This is a genomic window from Selenomonas sp. GACV-9 (assembly GCA_900116485.1).
In the GTDB taxonomy this organism is placed as follows: domain Bacteria; phylum Bacillota; class Negativicutes; order Selenomonadales; family Selenomonadaceae; genus Selenomonas_A; species Selenomonas_A ruminantium_G.
The window spans coordinates 26,717-44,298 of the sequence record FPAX01000018.1; the positions used below are offsets into that span (position 1 = coordinate 26,717).

A 17,582-nucleotide genomic window follows, 5' to 3' on the forward strand; every position below is an offset into this window, starting at 1 on the left:
CAGGTCAAGGAAGTATATTTGTTTGGTTCCTATGCCCGTGGCGAAGCTGATGAAAACAGTGACTTGGATTTCCTGGTTATCGGCGGCGAGGGCTTTAAGCTTACACAGATATTTGCCTTTGGTGAAGAACTGCGCGAAATCCTCAACAAGCGAGTGGATGTCTTTGAAATCAACGAAATCAATCAGAATAGTGAATTCTACAAAACGATTATGAGAGAAAAGGTTTTGGTAGCATGAAATATTCAGATGAAGGGCGAATAAAGCAAGGAATCATAACAAGAAATAGTATTTGCTATCGTGATGCATTTAAAGAAGCATATAAAAAAGGAGTTAAGATAGGAATTAGAAAAAGCGCGCTTGGTATGCTGAAACAAAAGTTGCCACTTGATGTAATCCAGGAAGTGACAGAGCTTCCTTTAGAAACAATCAAGAAGCTTGCGGAAGAAAATGATATCCCTATTTGACATGAACCATCTGAAGTCAGTCATTGATTGCGATAAGGGTTGACAAGTCAACTGGCTGAGAAGTACAATAGAAATAGAAAAAGACCACCGAAAGACGGATTCATTCCCTCGCTCGATGGTTATATCTAAGTGTTTTAGAAATAACCGCCCGGCTGGTAACTTGGCGGTTTATTTCTTTTTCAAAGACAAGATAATCAGGAGTATCAGCAGAAGCTGAAGCGTCGTCTGATCCATGTCAGAGACCTCGCTTTCAAAGGATTTCGACCTTTCTGCGAGGGGAAACGAATCGCCTACCGTATCGGTGGTCTGTGGCAGACAGGTAATCTGCCACAGATATTATAGCGTGGATATAGTTGTGGAACAAATGATGTTTTGTAGACAAGACAACCCCGAAGGGCTCGATGTATGTGTGAGCCTTTCGGGGTTGTTTTATTTTGCTGTGCTGAATTCTGCCGTCAGGCGTTTGAGCGGCAGCAGTCTTAAGATCAGGCAGCAGATGACAAAGTCGGGGACTAGCGTCGTGGCGTTGTAGGTGGCGGAGTAGAGGATCGGTGACATGCCTTCGGGGGCATAAGCGGCGAAGAAGATGACACCGGAAAGGAAATGGCAGAGGAATTTCATGGTGAAGGCGGCTGTGACGCCGAGGTAGAGATGGCCGCGGAACAAGGTGACGATGGCCATGACCATGTAGGGCAGAGGATAATCGAGCAGTACCTGGACCGGATGATAGATGAAGGGATTGAGCAGCAGGCCGATGATGCCGCAGATGAAGCCAGCCAGCAAGGTGATCTTGCAGCCATAGGTGCGGGCGAGCAGGATCAGCGGGACCATGGTGCCGAGGCTTATCTCGCCGCCTTGCGGCAATTGGAATAAATGAATCTGTGCCAGGACAATCGTGATGGCGGACATCATGGCTGCCTGAACAAGCATATGCGTGGAAAATTTGACATGGTTCATGATAGCACACTCCTTAGAAGAATATCTTTCATTATACTGCAAAGGGGAGTGCCCTACAATGCTTTGTCATATATTGTGTCATGACGGCAACAAACATTGAGGTTTTCTATGTAATTTGGTATGATAGATACGTATTGTTATAAGATAAATCAGAATGATGCAGGAGGCTTGGCGATGGATTATTTGGGCATTGATGATGAGGCCTTTATCCGCGATAAGGTGCCGATGACGAAACAGGAAATACGAATCCTCAGTTTGGTTAAGGCGAGAATCAAGCCCGATGCAGTCATTTATGACATTGGCGCTGGCACGGGCTCGCTGTCGATTGAGGCGGCCCGTTTGGCGCCGCAGGGAACGGTGTATGCTTTGGAGCGCAATCCTGCTGGGGTGAATCTCATACGTGCCAATGCGGCAAATTTTGCCGTAGGCAATATCAAGGTCATAGAGACTGAGGCCCCGGCAGGCATGGAGCAGCTGCCAGCTGCCGATACCGTGCTTATTGGTGGCAGCGGCAGTCATCTGGCGGATATTCTCGCCGTGGTGACGCCGAAGCTCAAGGCAGAAGGCCGCATCGTGCTCAACTGCATCACGGTGCAGACGCTGATGCAGTGCGTCGAGTATATGCGCAGTCATGATGATGTCTACGCATATGAGGCGATACAGGTGCAGGTCAGCCGCCTGCAGCAGGTCGGGCCGTATGATATGGCTAAGGCGGAAAATCCGATCTACATCGTGACTTGCTGGAAAAAATAACAGGAACAGATTCTTAAGGGAAGAGGGAATTAGATATGGTACATATCGTTGGTGCAGGTCCTGGCGATCCAGAACTTATCACAGTCAAAGGGCAGCGTTTGTTAAGTGAGGCGGATGTGGTCATCTATGCCGGGTCGCTTGTAAATCCGGCGCTGCTCAAGCTTTGCAAGGAAGGGGCAGAAATCCACAATTCGGCATCGATGACCCTTGATGATGTGGTAGAAGTCATCGTGAAGGCTGAGAGCAAGGGGCAGACGACGGTGCGCCTGCATACGGGTGACCCTTCGGTTTATGGCGCGATTCAGGAGCAGATGGATGCCTTTGACAAGAAGGGCATCGCCTACGATGTGATTCCGGGAGTCAGCAGCTGCTTTGCTACGGCGGCAGCTCTCAAGCAGGAGTATACCCTGCCAGGTATCTCCCAGACGGTCATCATCACGCGCAACGAGGGCCGCACGCCGGTGCCGGAGGCTGAGAAACTGCGCAGTCTGGCCCAGCATCAGTCGACCATGTGCATCTATCTGTCGATCGCGATGCTCGACAAGGTCGTCGACGAGCTCATCGCTGGCGGCTATACGCCGGATACGCCGATTGCCATTGTCCAGCGGGCTTCGTGGCCGGAAGAGAAGATCGTGCGCGGGACGCTGGCAACCATCGTCAAGGATATCGAGGGCAAGAACATCGACCGCACGGCTATGATTGTCGTGAGCCGCTGCCTCGGTGCAAGTTATGAGCTCTCAAGACTCTATGCGCCGGAGTTTTCCCATATGTTCCGTGAGGCCAGCAAATGAGATTAGCCGCTTTTGCCTTGACACCCAAGGCCTATGAATTAGCTAAGACGTTCCAGCGCAGCCTGGATAATCCGATGACGGTATATGTGTCGGAGAAAGTGGTGCCGGTAGTGGCCAGGCCTGCAGCGGAGATAAAGACCTTTGCAAAGCTTGCCGATGTCGTTGCTCCGGCCTTTGCTGCTTACGATGGACTGGTGTTTATCATGGCAGCAGGGATCGTGGTGCGGACGATTGCGCCCTTCTTGCAGGACAAGCTGAAAGACCCGGCTATTGTCGTCTTTGATGAGCGCGGCCAGCATGGCATCAGCCTGCTTTCCGGGCATATTGGCGGCGCCAATGTGCTGACACAGCAACTTTGCCAGGCCGTGGGCGCAGCGCCGGTCATCACGACGGCAACGGACGTCAATCAGTGCCAGGCTCCCGATGCCCTGGCAGCCAAGCTGTGCCTGCGCCCCTGGCCGAAGGTGCGCATCCGTACTCTCAACACGGCTGTGCTGGAGGGACAGCCGGTGCACTGGCGCATCGATAAGACGTTGCCGCACAGCGTATTCTACAAGCGGCAGCTGGAGCAGGCTGGCCAGACGGCTGAGCTGTGCGTGACCAGTCAATGCCTGCAGTTCACGGCGGAAGAGAAAGATGAGCATTGGGTTGTCATCATATCGGAGCCTGATCTTCCCGCTTTGCCGGATTTGCCAGCCAATGTGCTGTGCTTGACTCCGCGCCGCCTTATCGCAGGTGTCGGCTGCCGCCGGGGCACGCCGGCAGCTCTTGTCATGGGGGCGCTTGATATGGCCTGCCGCATGATTGGCCGTGACCGCTCCTTTATCGATGGGTTGGCCAGTACGGTGGTGAAGAGTCATGAGGCTGGCATCGTGTTTGCGGCCGACAGTCTGGCGCGGCCAATTCATTTCTACGATCATGAGGAAATGCAGGCAATGATTGACAAGTATCAGCTGGAGGAGTCTGATTTTGTCAAGGAGAATATCGGCATCGGCAATGTCTGCGAGGCAGCAGCCTATTGTTGTGTCGGCGAGCAGGGCGGGCGTTTGGCGCTGCGCAAGACGAAATTCGAGAAAGTGACGGTAGCATTAGTATGGGAAAAATAACAGTAATCGGCATTGGCCCGGGGAGTCTGGAGGACATGACGCCGCGGGCACGCAAAGCCATTGAGGCCGCTGAGGTCGTGGCTGGCTATAATACGTATATCAAGCTTATCGAGCCGCTGCTGGCGGAGAAAAAGGTAATCGGCACGGCGATGATGCAAGAAATCGAGCGCTGCCGTATGGCTGTCGACGAGGCAGCTGCGGGCCGCGATACCGTGGTCGTATCGAGCGGTGACTCGGGAGTCTATGGCATGGCGGGCTTGGTGCTGGAGCTTGTCTTGCAGCGCGAGGGCGCAGAGCGGCCGGAGTTTGGCGGCATCATTGCCGGCGTTTCGGCGGTCAATGCGGCAGCGTCGGTGCTCGGCGCGCCGCTCATGCATGACTTTGCTGTCATCAGCCTGTCAAATCTTTTGACACCTTGGGAGCTTATCTGCAAGCGCGTCGAGATGGCGGCACAGGGCGATTTCGTTACAGCGCTCTACAATCCGAAGAGCAAGAAACGCGTGCAGAACATCGAGGAAGTGCGCGAGATCATGCTGAAGCATCGCGATCCGAAGACGCCGGTCGGCATTGTCACGGCAGCCAGCCGCGACAAGGAGACGAAGGTCATCTCGACGCTGGCAGATTTCACGAAAGAGGACATCAACATGTTCTCGATGGTCATCATCGGCAATAGCCAGACCTATGTCAAGGAAGACTGGATGATCACGCCGCGGGGCTATGAGAACAAGGAGAACGGCCTATGATCTTTGTCGCCGCTGGTACCCAGGATGGCCGGGAGCTGTCGAAGTACCTGCTGGAACATGGCTATGATGTGGCGGCGTCGGTGGTCAGCCATTATGGCGAGCAGCTGCTGGCTGACTGCCGCGGGCGCAGCCTTATCATCAACGACAAGCCGCTGGACAAGGAGGGGCTGGAGTCTTACCTTACTGGGCATCGGATCCGCTTGCTGGTGGATGCCAGCCATCCCTATGCGGTCAATGTTTCGGCCAATGCCATGGAGGCCTGTCAGGCACTGGGGATTCCCTATGTACGTTATGAGCGGGATTTGACGGCTGTCCACTATGATCAGGTCACAGTCGTGCACAGCTATGAAGAGGCCGCTGCTGCTGCGGCTCGTTTGGGAAAACGCATCTTCCTGACCACGGGCAGCCGCAATCTGGCTAAGTTCACTACAGCGGAGGAATTGCAGGATCGCGAGCTCGTGGCGCGCGTGCTGCCGACGGCGGAGGTCATCAGCTTGTGCGAGAGCCTGGGCCTTACGCCAGGACAGATCGTTGCCATGCAGGGGCCGTTTTCCAAGCAGCTCAATAAGGAATTGTTCCAGAAATATCAGGCAGATGTCATAGTGACGAAGAATAGCGGGACTATCGGCGGGACAGATACGAAGTTTGCGGCCGCGGAAGAGCTTGACCTGCCAGTAGTTGTCATTGACCGTCCTGTCATGGCCTATGGCAATGTTGGCAGAACCTATGAAGATATCTTACGATTCGTAGAGGAGCATTATTAAGATGGACTTTATCAAACAGCCAATGGAAATCGAAACACGCAGCATGGAGATCATCACCCCCCATTTGCAGGGGCTGAACCTTGACGAGAAGGCGACGAAGGTCTACCGCCGTATCATCCATGCGGCAGGCGATGTGGAGTATGCGCCAATCATCCGCGTAGGGGATGGCGCCATCGATGCGGCTATCGCGGCGCTCAAGGGCGGCTGTGATATCTATACCGATGTGGAGATGGTCCGCACGGGCATCAACAAGCGCAAGCTGGCCTCCTTTGGCGGACAGGTCCATTGCCTGATCGCAGATGAGCAGGTGGCGGCTGCAGCCAAGGCTGAGGGCATCACGCGCTCGATGGCCGCCATGCGCGCGTTCGGCAAGCGACTCGATGGCAGCATCGTAGCCATCGGCAATGCGCCAACGGCACTATTCGAGGTGCTGCGCCTCATCAGGGAGGAGGGCATCCGTCCGGCCTGTGTGGTGGGCATTCCCGTTGGCTTTGTCGGCGCAGCTGATTCGAAGCAGGAGCTGGCAGAAAATGGCATCGTGCCGTACATCACTGTGGCTGGTACCAAGGGCGGCAGCCCCATTGCGGCAGCTGCGGTCAATGCCATGATGTATTTCATAAATAACGACAGAGGCTGAATCATGAGTGAGACAGAAACAGGCAGAATCGTATTGGTGACTGGTGGTGCCCGTTCGGGCAAGTCGACCTTTGCTGAGAATCTCGCGGCAAAAAGCGGGGCAAGGGTTGCCTATATTGCTACGGCCCAGGTTTACGATGAGGAGATGCGGTTCCGGGTCAGCCTGCATCAAAAGCGGCGTCCGGGTAATTGGCAGACTTACGAGGCTCCCTTTGACGCCGGGAATGCGATACAGGCGGCCAGTGAGAAAAACGAGGTCCTGTTGTTTGACTGCATCACGCTCTATCTTAGCAACTTGCTTTGCAGCCTGCCTGAGGGAGAGCTGGCAGATCAGGACAGGATATATGCGCTGACAAGTCAAAAGATAGGTGAACTGGTCAGTGCTGCTCAAATGGCTGCGGCTAGCGGGCGGACGGTCATTTTTGTCACGAATGAGGTAGGGGCAGGCATCGTTCCTGAAAACAAGCTCAGCCGCATTTACCGCGATATCAGCGGGCTGGCCAATCAGCAGCTGGCGCGGGCAGCGTCTGACGTATTTGCAGTCATAGCAGGCATTCCAGTAAACATCAAAGCATTAGCGTAAGGAGGAACCCTCATGTCGAACGCGATCATGCTCATGGGAACGAGCTCCCATGTTGGTAAAAGCATCATAACCACGGCTCTTTGCCGCATTTTCCATCAGCAGGGGCGCAAGGTCGTCCCGTTCAAGGCACAGAATATGGCTTTGAATTCTTATGTGACAAGAGACGGCAAGGAGATGGGGCGGGCGCAGGTGGCCCAGGCCGAGGCGGCAGGCCTTGAGCCCATGGTCGACATGAATCCGGTCCTTTTGAAACCGACGGGCAACAGTTGCTCCCAGGTCGTCCTGAACGGCGAGCCCATCGGCAACATGAGTGCGCGGGAGTATCATAAGGGTTACAGTCTTAAGGCCTTTGATGCTGTAAAAGCTGCTCTGGGCCGCTTGCAGGCTGGTTTCGACACGCTGGTGATAGAGGGGGCGGGCAGTCCTGCTGAAGTCAATCTCAAGGCCAATGATATCGTCAATATGCGCGTGGCTAAGTATCTTGATGCTCCGGTGCTGCTGATTGCCGATATCGATCGCGGCGGCGCGCTGGCGTCGCTGGTCGGTACCTTGGAACTTCTCGATGAGGAGGAGCGGGCCCTTGTTAAAGGGCTGGTCATCAACAAGTTCCGTGGCGATGTGAGCCTCCTGACACCAGCCGTTGATTTTCTTGAGCAGAAAACGGGCAAGCCGGTGCTTGGCATCGTGCCGCATATCGATGCACTGGGCATCGACGATGAGGACTCGGTATCCCTGGAGGAAAAGCAGGCTGTGTCCCAGGATGCGCCCATAAGCATCGCGGTCATCCAGACGCCGAAACTTTCGAACTTCACGGATTTTGACAGTCTGGCCGCTGAGCCGGATGTATCCCTCTACTATGTGAAGTCCGTCGAAGAGCTCGGGGAGCCGGATCTCATCTTGCTGCCGGGGTCGAAGAACACCACGGAGGATCTGCTCTATTTGCGGGAGTCGGGCATCGAGGCGGCTATCCGTCAGAAGGTGGAGCAGGGAACACCGCTTTGGGGCATTTGTGGCGGCTATCAGATGCTGGGCCGCGCCATCCATGATCCCCTGCATACAGAGTCTGCCCATGACAGTGTCACAGGGATGGGGTATCTGGCTATGGAGACGACCTTTGCTGCGTCTAAGCTCACGACTCAGGTGACTGCCGATTGTGTCAAGCTGCCATTCCTGGGCAGGACGCTGATGGCAGAGGATATGCCTGGCTATGAGATCCATATGGGCAAGACCGAGTTTGGCGAAGGTGTCCAGCATCCCTTCCATATCACGGCCAAGGCTGATACAGCCTTTGATGGCTGGGACGGAGCCTATGCTGTGGCCGGACAAGGCGAAGTCGTGGGCACGTACATCCATGGCATCTTCGACCATGACGGATTCCGCCGCCAGCTCATCAATGCCCTGCGGGAGCGCAAGGGGCTGGCCGGACTTTCCGTCCAGCGCAACGTGCGGATGGAGAAGGAAAAGGCCTACAATCATCTGGCTGATGTGGTGCGGCAGAGCCTCGATATGGAAAAGCTGGCCCAGATCATGGGAGAGACGACATGCTGACAGCAATCCTGGCTTTTTTCATCGATACGGTCATCGGCGATCCCAACAGCCGCTGGCATCCCGTCGTGCTGATGGGGAAGCTCATCGGCGGCCTGGAGCGGCTGTTTTATCGGCCTGAGGATAGCGACGGCAAGAAATATGCGATGGGGGCTATGCTCGTCCTTATCACGCTGCTGGTGACCTATGAGGCGGCTGCGGCAATCATGATGCTTTCCTACCATATCCCTTGGGAATGGGGCAAGATCGTTGTGGGGGCGTTGCTGCTCTCGTTCACGATTTCGCCTAAGAGCCTTGCTAAGGCCGGCAAGGGCATTTATGCACTGCTGATTCTTGGCGAAATCGAGGAGGCCCGCAAGAAGGTGGGCTGGATCGTCGGCCGTGATACGGAGGAGCTTACCGATGCCGAAATCGCCCGGGCGACGGTGGAGACCATCGCGGAGAACACGGTGGATGGCATCATAGCGCCGCTGTTCTTCTTCGTGCTCGGCGGTGTGCCCTTGGCTGTGCTTTACCGTGCGGCCAATACGATGGATTCGATGATTGGCTACAAGAACGATAAGTATCTCTATTTTGGACGGGCGGCGGCCAAGCTCGACGATGTGCTGAACTACATTCCCGCCCGCATCACGGGGATGCTGTTCATCTTCGCGGCCTGCCTGCTGGGCTTTGATTACAAGAACGCCTATGATATGATGCTGCGGGACGCGGCCAAGCATCCGAGCCCGAATGGCGGCTATGCCGAGGCGACGGTGGCCGGTGCCCTGCATATCCGCCTGGGCGGCATCAATTCGTATTTCGGCAAGAAGTCGCTGCGTGCGTATATGGGCGAGGCCATCGAGCTGACTGCGCCCAAGCATATCATGGAATGCATCCGCATGATGTACACCGTGACTGTGATGTTTATCATTATTACCTATGCGATGTTTGGGTTATGATAGGAGTGATAAATATCACTAACATCTAGGAGGTCATTATCCATGAAATCATTCATCACTGCTTTGCAATTCCTGACGCGTATCCACGTGAAGAACCAGCCAGATCTGACCATCGAGGACTTCGGCCGCAGTACGAAGTTCTTCCCGCTGGTCGGTGCGATCCTCGGTCTTATCTATCTGCTGGCGACCTGGTGCCTGATCGCTGTGTTCGGCTGGGCGAATTTTGTCACGACGATCCTGGTCCTGCTGCCGGTCCTCGTGACGGGCGGGCTGCTGCTCGATGGCTATATGGATACGGCCGATGGTGTCTTTTCGGCCCGCGACCGCGAGCGCAAGCTCGAGATCATGAAGGACAGTCGCGTGGGCTCCTTTGGCGTCATCGCCCTGGTGGCCCTCATGATGGTCAACTGGACGGTGCTGCGCGATATCAAGCTCGTGCTCATCATGACGGCCTTGTTCATCATGCCGATCATCGGCCGCATGGCCATGGTCATGGTCATCGCCTTCTTCCCCTATGCCCGCAAGGAAGGCATGGGCAAGGCCTTTGCGGATATGGCCGATAAGGAGACGGTCGCCATTGCGGGCATCACGACGATCCTGTTCGTCGTGCCCTGGGGCCAGGCAGCTATTGCGGCGCTGGTGGCGGGGCTGGGCTTTGCCTGGCTGCTGGGGGCCTGGCTGACGAGCAAGCTCGGCGGCCTGACCGGCGACACCTATGGGGCAATCGAGACCTTGACCGAGACCATGGTGCTCGTGGTATTCTTAGTGACTTCCTGGATTCCGGGCGGTCTGCACATTTTATGGCGCTGAGGACAGCGCCCGTTTAGGAGCGTTGTATGTATGGAAATCACTGTCCGTGTTCCCGGATCCTGCGGCGAGCTGCTGCAGGGTGAGCTGCAGGGCGAGCCATTTCTCGTCACCTGTCCAATCGGCTGTTATACGACAGTCCGCGTTTCTGATGCCTTTACGGGCATTCATGGGTTGGGGCGCAAATCGCTGATGGCTCTCGAAAAGACACTGACGAGTCTTGGCAAGGAGGAACTGCCCTGGGGAATCCAGCTGACTTCTGACTTGCCCCGGGGCAAGGGCATGGCCTCGTCAAGTGCTGACATTGCCGCGACGGTGGCGGCGGTGGCGCTGGCCTTTGGCTATGAGCCCTATCTTGACGAAATCATGCGGCTGGCTGTGGAGATAGAGCCCACGGATGGTGTTTTCTGTCCTGGTGTCGTGCGCATCAATCATATGGATGGAAGGATGCTGGCAGGCTATAGAGGCCTGCCGGCTTTTCGTATTTCTGTTTACGATACGGGGGGCGAGGTCGATACGCTGCTCTATCATGCGAATATGGAAGACTCCGTGGCAGAAGAAAAATCCCTGGCGGCGCTCACGCAGTTTGAGCTGGGGGTGAAGACGCACGATGCGGATTTGATTGCAGCGGCAGCAACGGCTAGTGCGCTGGCCCATCAGCAGCTGCTGCCGAAAGAGGGACTGGAAGATTTCCTGGCGGCTAGCCGCAGGTTCGGCGCCCTGGGCATCAATGTGGCCCATAGCGGCACGGTAATCGGAGTCCTTTGGCCTGCGGACTGGACCGATAGGCAGCTGCAGCAGGCAGAGGCAGAACTTAGTGGGAAATTCCCGAGTCTTACGCATCTCTTGCAGTCGCGTTTGCAAAGCGGCGGCATCTGGGTAGATAAGGGCACGGCAGGGAATTTCAGCGAATGGTTCAGATAGGAGGAGAGCGCGAATGTCTCAGGAACGCAAGAAGATGAAGATGTCAAGGCCGCGGCTGGTCATAGCCGCGACGCAGTCGGGCTCAGGCAAGACGACAATCGTCACGGGGCTGCTGGCGGCACTATGTGAGCGCGGGCTTACCGTGCAGTCCTTCAAGGTGGGCCCTGACTATATCGATCCTGGGTATCATGCGCTGGCAAGCGGCCGCCCGGCGCATAACCTCGATACTTGGCTGACACCGGAGCAGCTTGTTCCTGCCTTGTTTGCGGCAGAATCTGAGGGCGTAGACCTTGCTGTCGTCGAGGGTGTCATGGGCCTTTACGACGGGGGCCGCCGCGGCGTGAGCTCGACGGCGGCTATTGCCAAGCTGCTTGATGCGCCGGTACTGCTTGTCATCGATGCCAAGTCGATGGGCGCTTCGGCGGCAGCCATTGCCCAGGGATTCCGCGACTATGATCCGTCGGTAAGACTGGCGGGAGTTATCCTGAACCGGCTCGGGTCAGAGACGCATGAGGTGATGATCCGCGAGGCGATGGAAGCCATCGGCATCAAGGTTTATGGTGCTATGCGCCGCAATGACGAGCTCAAGATGCCGGAGCGTCATCTGGGATTGCTGCCGGTACAGGAAAACGAAGAGCGCCAGGTGGTGCAGAAAATGGGGCAGACAATCGGCCGTCAGCTTGATATCGAGGCCATAATGGCTCTGGCAAGGCAGGCTGGGCCATTGATGGTGGAGGAAATGGCCGCCGTTTCGCCGGTGGGACGATGCCGTATCGGCGTAGCCCGCGATGAGGCTTTTTCTTTTTATTATCCGAGCAGCTTGCAAGTGCTGGAACGGCTGGGGGCTGAGCTGGTGCCTTTCAGCCCGCTGCATGATGAGAAGCTGCCTGACGTGGACGGGCTGCTGATTGGCGGCGGGTTTCCTGAGATATTTGCTCAGGATCTGGCGGCCAATACGGCGATGCGGACGGCCATCCGCCAGCAGGCGGAGGCTGGTATGCCAATCTATGCCGAGTGTGGCGGCTACATGTATCTGATGGCGGGGCTGCAGGATTTTGCTGGCAGCCGCTATCCGATGGCCGGTGTGTTTGCCGGCGATGCGGTCATGACGAAGAAGCTGCAGATGGTTGGCTACGTGACTGCTAAGCTGAAATGTGATACGATACTAGGAGAAAAGGGAATGGCCATACAGGGCCATGAATTCCACTTTTCCTTGGAGCAGGATGCAAAGCGTCCCCTGCGGCCCTTTGACTTTACCAAGCTGCGCAACGGTGTTGTGTACGATGCCGGACAGCAGTATAAGCAGGCCCTGGGCAGCTATCTGCACCTGCATTTTGCCGGCTGCCCGACGGCGGCTGAGTCCTTTGTTCGCCATTGTGTGAAATGGCGCCGGCGGTAAGAGGTGGCAATATGGAAAAATTTGAGCATGGCGGCAATATATATCATGCGAATGGAGCAGGGGAAGGTTGGCTGGATTTTTCGGCTAACATCAATCCGGCTGGCTTGTCGCCAGCAGTGCGTGCGGCAATCGCAGCCTCGGTGGACGATGTGATACACTACCCTGACCCTGCGGCGGCAGAACTCAAGGCGGCTTTGTCTAAGCGGTACAATGTAGCAGAGGAAAATCTCGTCCTGGGAAATGGCGCGGCAGAATTGTTCTACCTGTTCTTGCAGACTGTCCGGCCGCGGCGCGTGCTGCTGCCGGTGCCGTCATTCAGCGAGTATGAGCGGGCGGCGGTGGCGGCCCGCTGCAAGGTGAACTGCTTTGCGCTCAGTGCGGAAAACGAGTTTCGCATCGATTGGGAAGAGTTCATGGCGGCATTGACGGTGACGGACTGCATCATCCTTGGCAATCCCAACAATCCTACGGGAACATTGCTGACGCGCAACGAGCTGGTAAAGCTGCTGGAGGTAATCAAGGAGGGCCCGCAGTGGCTGGTGGTTGACGAGTCATTCTTGGACTTCCTGCTGTTTGACAGCCGTTATACGGTTCGTGATCTGGTAGAAGAGTATCCGCATCTATTTGTCGTGCAGTCCCTGACGAAGTTCTACGCCCTGCCGGGGCTGCGCCTTGGTTTTGGCACGGCGGCGCCGGAGCTGGCGGGCCGGCTCAACGCGGGCAAGGATGTCTGGAACGTGAACCTCTTGGCACAGAAGGCTGGGGTGGCCGCGTTAGCGGATCTTGACTATCAGCAGCAGAGCCGCCAGCAGCTCATCGACGAGATGCAGCGCTTCTATGAACGCATCAATGGCTGCAGGGGGATTCGGGCGTTCAAGCCCAGCGTGAACTTCATGTTGCTGGATGTTTCGGGAACGGGGCTTACCAGCAGCGAATTTACGGCCAGACTGCGGGGGCGGGGAATCCTCGTGCGCGATTGTGCTAACTACACAGGCATAGAGGACGATTGCTATGTGCGCATCGCCATCCGCAAGCCAGAGGAAAATGACCGCCTGCTTGCCCTATTGGAGGAATTTTGATTCATGGTAAAAGTTGTTTTTGTCCGTCATGGACAGACGGAATGGAATGTAAGTGGACGCTATCAAGGCCAGTCGGATGTGGCCTTGTCGGCGGCAGGAATTGAGCAGGCAGAAAAGCTGGCCGTGAAGTTTCCGGTGGCGCACCTTGATGCAATCTATGCCAGCGACCTCGTGCGGGCTCGCGTCACAGCAGAGACGGTTGCCAAGAAGTTCGGCTTGCCTGTAAAGCTTGAGCCAGCCTTCCGGGAGCTGAGCTTTGGCGATTGGGAAGGATTGACCTATGAAGAGATCACGGCCTCCTGGCCAGATGCCATGCGCAACTTCCTTGCGCATCCCGATATCCTGGAAATCCCGAATGGCGAATCGTTCCCGGCAGTGCAGCAGCGGGCCATGAAACGGCTTGAGGAACTTCTGGCACAGCATGAGGGACAGACCATCATGATTGCCGCGCATGGGGCGGTACTGCGGACGATGCTTAGTGCGGCTTTGCACATGCCGCTGCAATATCTTTGGAGCATCCGCCAGTTCAACACGGCGGTCAATATCGTACGTTATGATGAAGATGGCAACCCGACGGTGGAGTTATTGAATAGTACGGCCCATCTCGATGAGCTCAGATAAAGGAAGAAGGTTAGGATATGAAAGTTTTAGTGACAGGCGGAGCTGGATTCATCGGTTCACATCTGGTGCGGCAGCTGCTGGAGCAGGGACATGAGGTGACGGTGCTTGATAACGTCAGCACCGGCGATTGGGGCCATGTGCCAGCAGGCTGTGAGGAATGGGAGATGGACATCCGCTCCCAGGAAATCATTCCGCGCATCATGAAAGCTCGTTTTGATGCTATCGTGCATCTGGCAGCGCAGACGATGGTCAATATCTCGATCGATGATCCGGCATTTGATGCGATGCAGAACGTCGTGGGCACTGTAAACGTGCTGGAGGCGGCCCGCAAGAGCGATGTTGGCCGTGTCATCTTCGCGTCGACGGCAGCTGGCTATGGCGACGTGCCTGAGAAAGACTTGCCGATAAAGGAGCAGCAGGAGCTGCAGCCAATGTCCTTCTATGGCCTCAGCAAGGTGACGGTCGAGAAGTATCTGGCCATGTACAAAGAGGTCTTTGGCCTTGATTATGTCGTCCTGCGCTTTGCCAATGTCTATGGCGAGCGTCAGGGCGATACGGGCGAGGGCGGTGTCATCAGCATTTTCGCGAAGAAGGTTGCTGCTGGCAGCGGCATCACGATTTACGGCGATGGTGAGCAGACACGTGATTTCATCTATGCAGGCGATATCGCAGCAGGTATCTGCGCAGCTTTGAAGACGGATAAGGTCAATGCTGTCTATAATCTCAGTACCTGTACGGAAACCAGCCTGAAAGAGCTCGTGAAGATCATGGAGGACATCACTTGGAAGAAGGTAGACGTGTCTTATGGTGCGGCACGTACTGGCGATATTCGCCGTTCGGTGCTGGATAATAGCAATGCCATCAAGAATCTCGGCTGGAAACCGAAGACAAGCCTCAACAAGGGCCTCAAGAATACCATCGGCTATTTCAAAGGCGAGAAGTGATACTTATCCACAGAAACTCTGTGGATGATCCGAGGTTTTTTACGGAGAAAATGTAAAAAATCCCTTGACTTGTTGCGCTTTTATGAGTAGAATATTTCTATGTGATGTTACGGACTCAGGCATCCATTAGCCCCGGAAGCCGTTTTCGAGAGCGTCATATACCGATAAAATAAGAATTGAAATTATTAGGGGGGAAATCGCATGAAGACAACGTTTATGGCAAATGCATCCAATATCGAGCGCAAATGGTATGTTGTAGACGCTGAAGGCCAGACTGTCGGCCGCCTCGCAGCTGAAGTCGCAAAAGTTCTTCGCGGTAAAAATAAACCGACCTTTACTCCGCACGTTGATACGGGTGATTACGTCATCGTCATCAATGCAGAGAAAGTAAAATTCACGGGTAAGAAACTGACGGACAAGACCTACTTCCGTCATTCCGGTTACCAGGGTGGCACGACGTTCACGTCCGCTGGCCTGATGCTCGAGAAGTTCCCGGAGCGCGTCCTGGAGCACGCTATCAAAGGCATGCTGCCGCACAACCGCCTCGGTGCTCAGATGTACCGCAAGCTCAGCGTTTACGCTGGCAGCGAGCATCCGCATGCAGCTCAGAAGCCGGAAAAGCTTGAGCTGAACATTCGCTAATCTGGAAAGGGAGGAACATTCTACATGGCACAAGTAAGCTACTACGGCACTGGCCGCAGAAAATCTTCCGTTGCCCGTGTTCGTCTGGTTCCAGGCGAAGGCAAAGTTACGATCAACGGTCGTAGCATGGAGGAGTATTTTGGTCTGAAGACTCTCGAACTCATCGTTCGTCAGCCGCTCAACCTTACGGAAACTGTTGACAAGTATGACGTCATTGCAAACGTTGCAGGTGGCGGTGTAACTGGTCAGGCAGGCGCTATCCGTCACGGTATCACCCGTGCACTGATGGAGATGGACGCTGAGCTTCGCCCGGCCCTCAAGAAGGCTGGTTTCGTAACGCGTGACCCGCGTGAGAAAGAGCGCCGTAAATACGGTCTCAAGAAAGCTCGTAAGGCTTCCCAGTTCTCGAAACGTTAATCCGTTTACAAAAGAACATTACAATCCGCAGTTTCGGCTGCGGATTTTTTTTATCTGGAAATCAAGGCAATAAAAGAACCGGCAAGCAATGCTCGCCGGTTCTTTTATTGCTAATCGCGTATTACTTTTTCAGCGCCTCTTTGAGGATTTCCGTCAAGGCTTTCTGCGAGATGCGCATCATGTCACCAAGCAGTGCGTTGTACAGATCGCCGCCGTCCGTCACGCCACGGCCATTCTCCGTGATGAAGAACTTCTTCGGATGTTCCTCTGCCTTGTAAGCCTCGTCAAGTTTCTCCTGGACCAGTTTCTCAATTTCCTGTTCTGTCATTAAAGACACCTCTTTCCTAAAATCTAACTATATTATACGACATTGTGTGACATTTTTCCTTGTTTTTTCTAAAAATAAATGAAAGTAATATTTTCAGATGCTTTCCATTGAATTTGAATCGCAATTTAATTGACACTTAAAACTAATTTAAATACGGCCCCGTATACTAAGAGCATAGAAAGCAACCAAGCAAGGTGCTTTATCAGGAAGAGAGTATAGAAAGGTGATGGATAATATGAAAAGCATGAAGAAAAAGTTACTGGCAGGTATGGTAGCAGGTGCAGTCCTTACGGGAATCGGCCTCAATGCGACGGAGGTAAAAGCAGCAGAGAATATGGATAGACCGGCACCGGCGACGATGCATAAGGCAGGCCAGAGACCACAGCATCCGCCCGTTCAGATGAGCGCTGATGAGGCTGCTAAAAATATCCATGAGACCTTCGGTGTCGACGAGTCTGAGGTCAAGGCGGCAATCAATGAGCACAAGGATTTCCAGGATATCGGTCAGGCAGCTATGCTGTCCAAGATCAGCGGCAAATCCTTCAAGGATGTGCTGGCTATGAAGACGGAAAGCAACAACTGGCCGGAAGTCGGCAAGAGCCTGGGCGTTACCCATGAGCAGATCGAAGAGCAGATGATTACGATGCAGGCTGCTAAGATTGAGCAGAAAGCCGGTGTCGCTAAGGATACGGCCATCTCGCTGCTGAAGAATGGCTACCATGCACGTGATATCGAGTGCGCAGGTCTGCTGGCTAAGGCAGCAGGCAAAGATGTGCAGGCTGTGCTGGATATGAAGAAGATTAATAACAGCTGGATGGATGTCGCATCCGAGCTCGGTGTTGATAAGAGCGTGCTCATACCGGCAAAAGGTCCACGTCCGGGGCATGGCCCGCAGGGCGGCCCGCCGGCTGAGGGGATGGGAGCTCCGCAGGGGGCACCAGAAGGTGCACCGCAGGGCGAGGCCCAGCCAGCAGAATAATTGCATACAGGGAAGTCCGCTGACTCTAGTTGAGTCGGCGGACTTTTTGTTTTACGACAAATTGCAGTTTGTCGGTTGGTTCGTGAGGAATGGAATCCCGATAGTACGCAGCTCGGGGTTCACGGGGTAGTACTTTTTCTGTTTCCGCTGAATGGACCGTAC

At 54.9% G+C, this 17,582-nt stretch carries 21 protein-coding genes and 1 pseudogene; 20 read left to right on the forward strand and 2 right to left on the reverse strand.

Features of this window, described 5'->3' with window-relative positions; translation table 11 throughout:
• Nucleotides 1–9 precede the first annotated feature (9 nt).
• Nucleotides 10–237, forward strand: a pseudogene (locus tag BM322_RS11535) (nucleotidyltransferase family protein); the annotation flags it as partial.
• Nucleotides 234–464, forward strand: coding sequence for a hypothetical protein (locus BM322_RS11540; protein ID WP_075430625.1), 231 nt, complete (start codon nt 234–236; stop codon nt 462–464). The pseudogene BM322_RS11535 and the gene BM322_RS11540, both read left to right, overlap by 4 nt.
• Before the next feature lie 429 nt (nt 465–893).
• Here BM322_RS11540 and thiT read toward each other — a convergent pair whose 3' ends face one another.
• The gene (gene thiT, locus BM322_RS11545) at nt 894–1,421 is read right to left on the reverse strand and encodes an energy-coupled thiamine transporter ThiT (protein ID WP_075430627.1); all 528 of its coding nucleotides are present in this window, start codon (nt 1,419–1,421) and stop codon (nt 894–896) included.
• A 174-nt stretch (nt 1,422–1,595) separates the two neighbouring features.
• Here thiT and cbiT point away from each other — a divergent pair, with 174 nt between their 5' ends.
• The 17 genes from cbiT to rpsI all read left to right on the forward strand — a co-directional run bounded on the left by cbiT (nt 1,596) and on the right by rpsI (nt 16,113).
• Entirely contained in the window at nt 1,596–2,174 is a 579-nt protein-coding gene (gene cbiT / locus BM322_RS11550; protein ID WP_075430629.1) for a precorrin-6Y C5,15-methyltransferase (decarboxylating) subunit CbiT, read from the forward strand.
• Between the two features lie 35 nt (nt 2,175–2,209).
• A complete protein-coding gene (gene cobM, locus BM322_RS11555; RefSeq protein ID WP_075430631.1) occupies nt 2,210–2,965 on the forward strand; it encodes a precorrin-4 C(11)-methyltransferase in 756 nt (251 codons plus the stop codon).
• The gene (locus BM322_RS11560) at nt 2,962–4,071 is read left to right on the forward strand and encodes a cobalt-precorrin 5A hydrolase (protein ID WP_075430633.1); all 1,110 of its coding nucleotides are present in this window, start codon (nt 2,962–2,964) and stop codon (nt 4,069–4,071) included. The genes cobM and BM322_RS11560 overlap by 4 nt, the downstream gene beginning before the upstream one ends.
• A complete protein-coding gene (gene cobJ, locus BM322_RS11565; RefSeq protein WP_075430635.1) occupies nt 4,059–4,814 on the forward strand; it encodes a precorrin-3B C(17)-methyltransferase in 756 nt (251 codons plus the stop codon). The genes BM322_RS11560 and cobJ overlap by 13 nt, the downstream gene beginning before the upstream one ends.
• Nucleotides 4,811–5,578 carry a precorrin-6A reductase gene (gene cobK / locus BM322_RS11570; RefSeq protein WP_075430637.1) on the forward strand — a complete coding sequence of 256 codons (768 nt, stop codon included), beginning with the start codon at nt 4,811–4,813 and terminating at the stop codon, nt 5,576–5,578. Before cobJ ends, cobK begins: the two co-directional genes overlap by 4 nt.
• Nucleotide 5,579: 1 nt before the next feature.
• Complete coding sequence (locus BM322_RS11575; RefSeq protein WP_075430639.1) at nt 5,580–6,215, forward strand: precorrin-8X methylmutase; 636 nt, start codon at nt 5,580–5,582, stop codon at nt 6,213–6,215.
• A gap of 3 nt (nt 6,216–6,218) precedes the next feature.
• Nucleotides 6,219–6,797, forward strand: a complete 579-nt coding sequence (cobU, locus tag BM322_RS11580; protein WP_075430641.1) for a bifunctional adenosylcobinamide kinase/adenosylcobinamide-phosphate guanylyltransferase — start codon at nt 6,219–6,221, stop codon at nt 6,795–6,797.
• A 12-nt stretch (nt 6,798–6,809) separates the two neighbouring features.
• Complete coding sequence (locus tag BM322_RS11585; RefSeq protein ID WP_075430643.1) at nt 6,810–8,345, forward strand: cobyric acid synthase; 1,536 nt, start codon at nt 6,810–6,812, stop codon at nt 8,343–8,345.
• Nucleotides 8,339–9,280, forward strand: coding sequence for an adenosylcobinamide-phosphate synthase CbiB (gene cbiB, locus BM322_RS11590; RefSeq protein WP_075430645.1), 942 nt, complete (start codon nt 8,339–8,341; stop codon nt 9,278–9,280). The genes BM322_RS11585 and cbiB overlap by 7 nt, the downstream gene beginning before the upstream one ends.
• A gap of 42 nt (nt 9,281–9,322) precedes the next feature.
• On the forward strand, nt 9,323–10,090 hold the full coding sequence (cobS, locus tag BM322_RS11595) for an adenosylcobinamide-GDP ribazoletransferase (RefSeq protein ID WP_075430647.1): 768 nt from the start codon (nt 9,323–9,325) through the stop codon (nt 10,088–10,090).
• A gap of 30 nt (nt 10,091–10,120) precedes the next feature.
• Entirely contained in the window at nt 10,121–11,011 is an 891-nt protein-coding gene (locus BM322_RS11600; RefSeq protein ID WP_075430649.1) for a hypothetical protein, read from the forward strand.
• A gap of 34 nt (nt 11,012–11,045) precedes the next feature.
• Nucleotides 11,046–12,410 (forward strand): cobyrinate a,c-diamide synthase, encoded by a 1,365-nt coding sequence (locus tag BM322_RS11605; protein WP_075430660.1) that lies wholly within the window; start codon nt 11,046–11,048, stop codon nt 12,408–12,410.
• Nucleotides 12,411–12,421: 11 nt separating this feature from the next.
• Complete coding sequence (gene cobD / locus BM322_RS11610; RefSeq protein WP_075430651.1) at nt 12,422–13,489, forward strand: threonine-phosphate decarboxylase CobD; 1,068 nt, start codon at nt 12,422–12,424, stop codon at nt 13,487–13,489.
• A gap of 3 nt (nt 13,490–13,492) precedes the next feature.
• Nucleotides 13,493–14,110, forward strand: a complete 618-nt coding sequence (locus tag BM322_RS11615) for a histidine phosphatase family protein (protein WP_075430653.1) — start codon at nt 13,493–13,495, stop codon at nt 14,108–14,110.
• A 17-nt stretch (nt 14,111–14,127) separates the two neighbouring features.
• The gene (locus BM322_RS11620; protein ID WP_075430654.1) at nt 14,128–15,054 is read left to right on the forward strand and encodes an NAD-dependent epimerase/dehydratase family protein; all 927 of its coding nucleotides are present in this window, start codon (nt 14,128–14,130) and stop codon (nt 15,052–15,054) included.
• Nucleotides 15,055–15,255: 201 nt separating this feature from the next.
• The gene (gene rplM, locus BM322_RS11625; RefSeq protein ID WP_033170485.1) at nt 15,256–15,696 is read left to right on the forward strand and encodes a 50S ribosomal protein L13; all 441 of its coding nucleotides are present in this window, start codon (nt 15,256–15,258) and stop codon (nt 15,694–15,696) included.
• Between the two features lie 24 nt (nt 15,697–15,720).
• Nucleotides 15,721–16,113: a 30S ribosomal protein S9 gene (gene rpsI, locus BM322_RS11630; protein ID WP_075430655.1), complete on the forward strand. Its 393-nt coding sequence runs from the start codon at nt 15,721–15,723 to the stop codon at nt 16,111–16,113.
• A gap of 121 nt (nt 16,114–16,234) precedes the next feature.
• Here rpsI and BM322_RS11635 read toward each other — a convergent pair whose 3' ends face one another.
• Entirely contained in the window at nt 16,235–16,441 is a 207-nt protein-coding gene (locus tag BM322_RS11635; protein ID WP_075430656.1) for a hypothetical protein, read from the reverse strand.
• 235 nt (nt 16,442–16,676) lie between these two features.
• Between BM322_RS11635 and BM322_RS11640 the strand changes: the two genes are divergently transcribed.
• Nucleotides 16,677–17,420 carry a Tat pathway signal sequence domain protein gene (locus BM322_RS11640; RefSeq protein ID WP_177220878.1) on the forward strand — a complete coding sequence of 248 codons (744 nt, stop codon included), beginning with the start codon at nt 16,677–16,679 and terminating at the stop codon, nt 17,418–17,420.
• Nucleotides 17,421–17,582: the final 162 nt, after the last annotated feature.

Coding starts and splice junctions, on each gene's coding strand:
- BM322_RS11540 (WP_075430625.1), top strand. CDS start 234: ATGAAATATTCAGATGAAGGGCGAATAAAGCAAGGAATCATAACAAGA.
- thiT (WP_075430627.1), bottom strand. CDS start 1,421: ATGAACCATGTCAAATTTTCCACGCATATGCTTGTTCAGGCAGCCATG.
- cbiT (WP_075430629.1), top strand. CDS start 1,596: ATGGATTATTTGGGCATTGATGATGAGGCCTTTATCCGCGATAAGGTG.
- cobM (WP_075430631.1), top strand. CDS start 2,210: ATGGTACATATCGTTGGTGCAGGTCCTGGCGATCCAGAACTTATCACA.
- BM322_RS11560 (WP_075430633.1), top strand. CDS start 2,962: ATGAGATTAGCCGCTTTTGCCTTGACACCCAAGGCCTATGAATTAGCT.
- cobJ (WP_075430635.1), top strand. CDS start 4,059: ATGGGAAAAATAACAGTAATCGGCATTGGCCCGGGGAGTCTGGAGGAC.
- cobK (WP_075430637.1), top strand. CDS start 4,811: ATGATCTTTGTCGCCGCTGGTACCCAGGATGGCCGGGAGCTGTCGAAG.
- BM322_RS11575 (WP_075430639.1), top strand. CDS start 5,580: ATGGACTTTATCAAACAGCCAATGGAAATCGAAACACGCAGCATGGAG.
- cobU (WP_075430641.1), top strand. CDS start 6,219: ATGAGTGAGACAGAAACAGGCAGAATCGTATTGGTGACTGGTGGTGCC.
- BM322_RS11585 (WP_075430643.1), top strand. CDS start 6,810: ATGTCGAACGCGATCATGCTCATGGGAACGAGCTCCCATGTTGGTAAA.
- cbiB (WP_075430645.1), top strand. CDS start 8,339: ATGCTGACAGCAATCCTGGCTTTTTTCATCGATACGGTCATCGGCGAT.
- cobS (WP_075430647.1), top strand. CDS start 9,323: ATGAAATCATTCATCACTGCTTTGCAATTCCTGACGCGTATCCACGTG.
- BM322_RS11600 (WP_075430649.1), top strand. CDS start 10,121: ATGGAAATCACTGTCCGTGTTCCCGGATCCTGCGGCGAGCTGCTGCAG.
- BM322_RS11605 (WP_075430660.1), top strand. CDS start 11,046: ATGAAGATGTCAAGGCCGCGGCTGGTCATAGCCGCGACGCAGTCGGGC.
- cobD (WP_075430651.1), top strand. CDS start 12,422: ATGGAAAAATTTGAGCATGGCGGCAATATATATCATGCGAATGGAGCA.
- BM322_RS11615 (WP_075430653.1), top strand. CDS start 13,493: ATGGTAAAAGTTGTTTTTGTCCGTCATGGACAGACGGAATGGAATGTA.
- BM322_RS11620 (WP_075430654.1), top strand. CDS start 14,128: ATGAAAGTTTTAGTGACAGGCGGAGCTGGATTCATCGGTTCACATCTG.
- rplM (WP_033170485.1), top strand. CDS start 15,256: ATGAAGACAACGTTTATGGCAAATGCATCCAATATCGAGCGCAAATGG.
- rpsI (WP_075430655.1), top strand. CDS start 15,721: ATGGCACAAGTAAGCTACTACGGCACTGGCCGCAGAAAATCTTCCGTT.
- BM322_RS11635 (WP_075430656.1), bottom strand. CDS start 16,441: ATGACAGAACAGGAAATTGAGAAACTGGTCCAGGAGAAACTTGACGAG.
- BM322_RS11640 (WP_177220878.1), top strand. CDS start 16,677: ATGAAAAGCATGAAGAAAAAGTTACTGGCAGGTATGGTAGCAGGTGCA.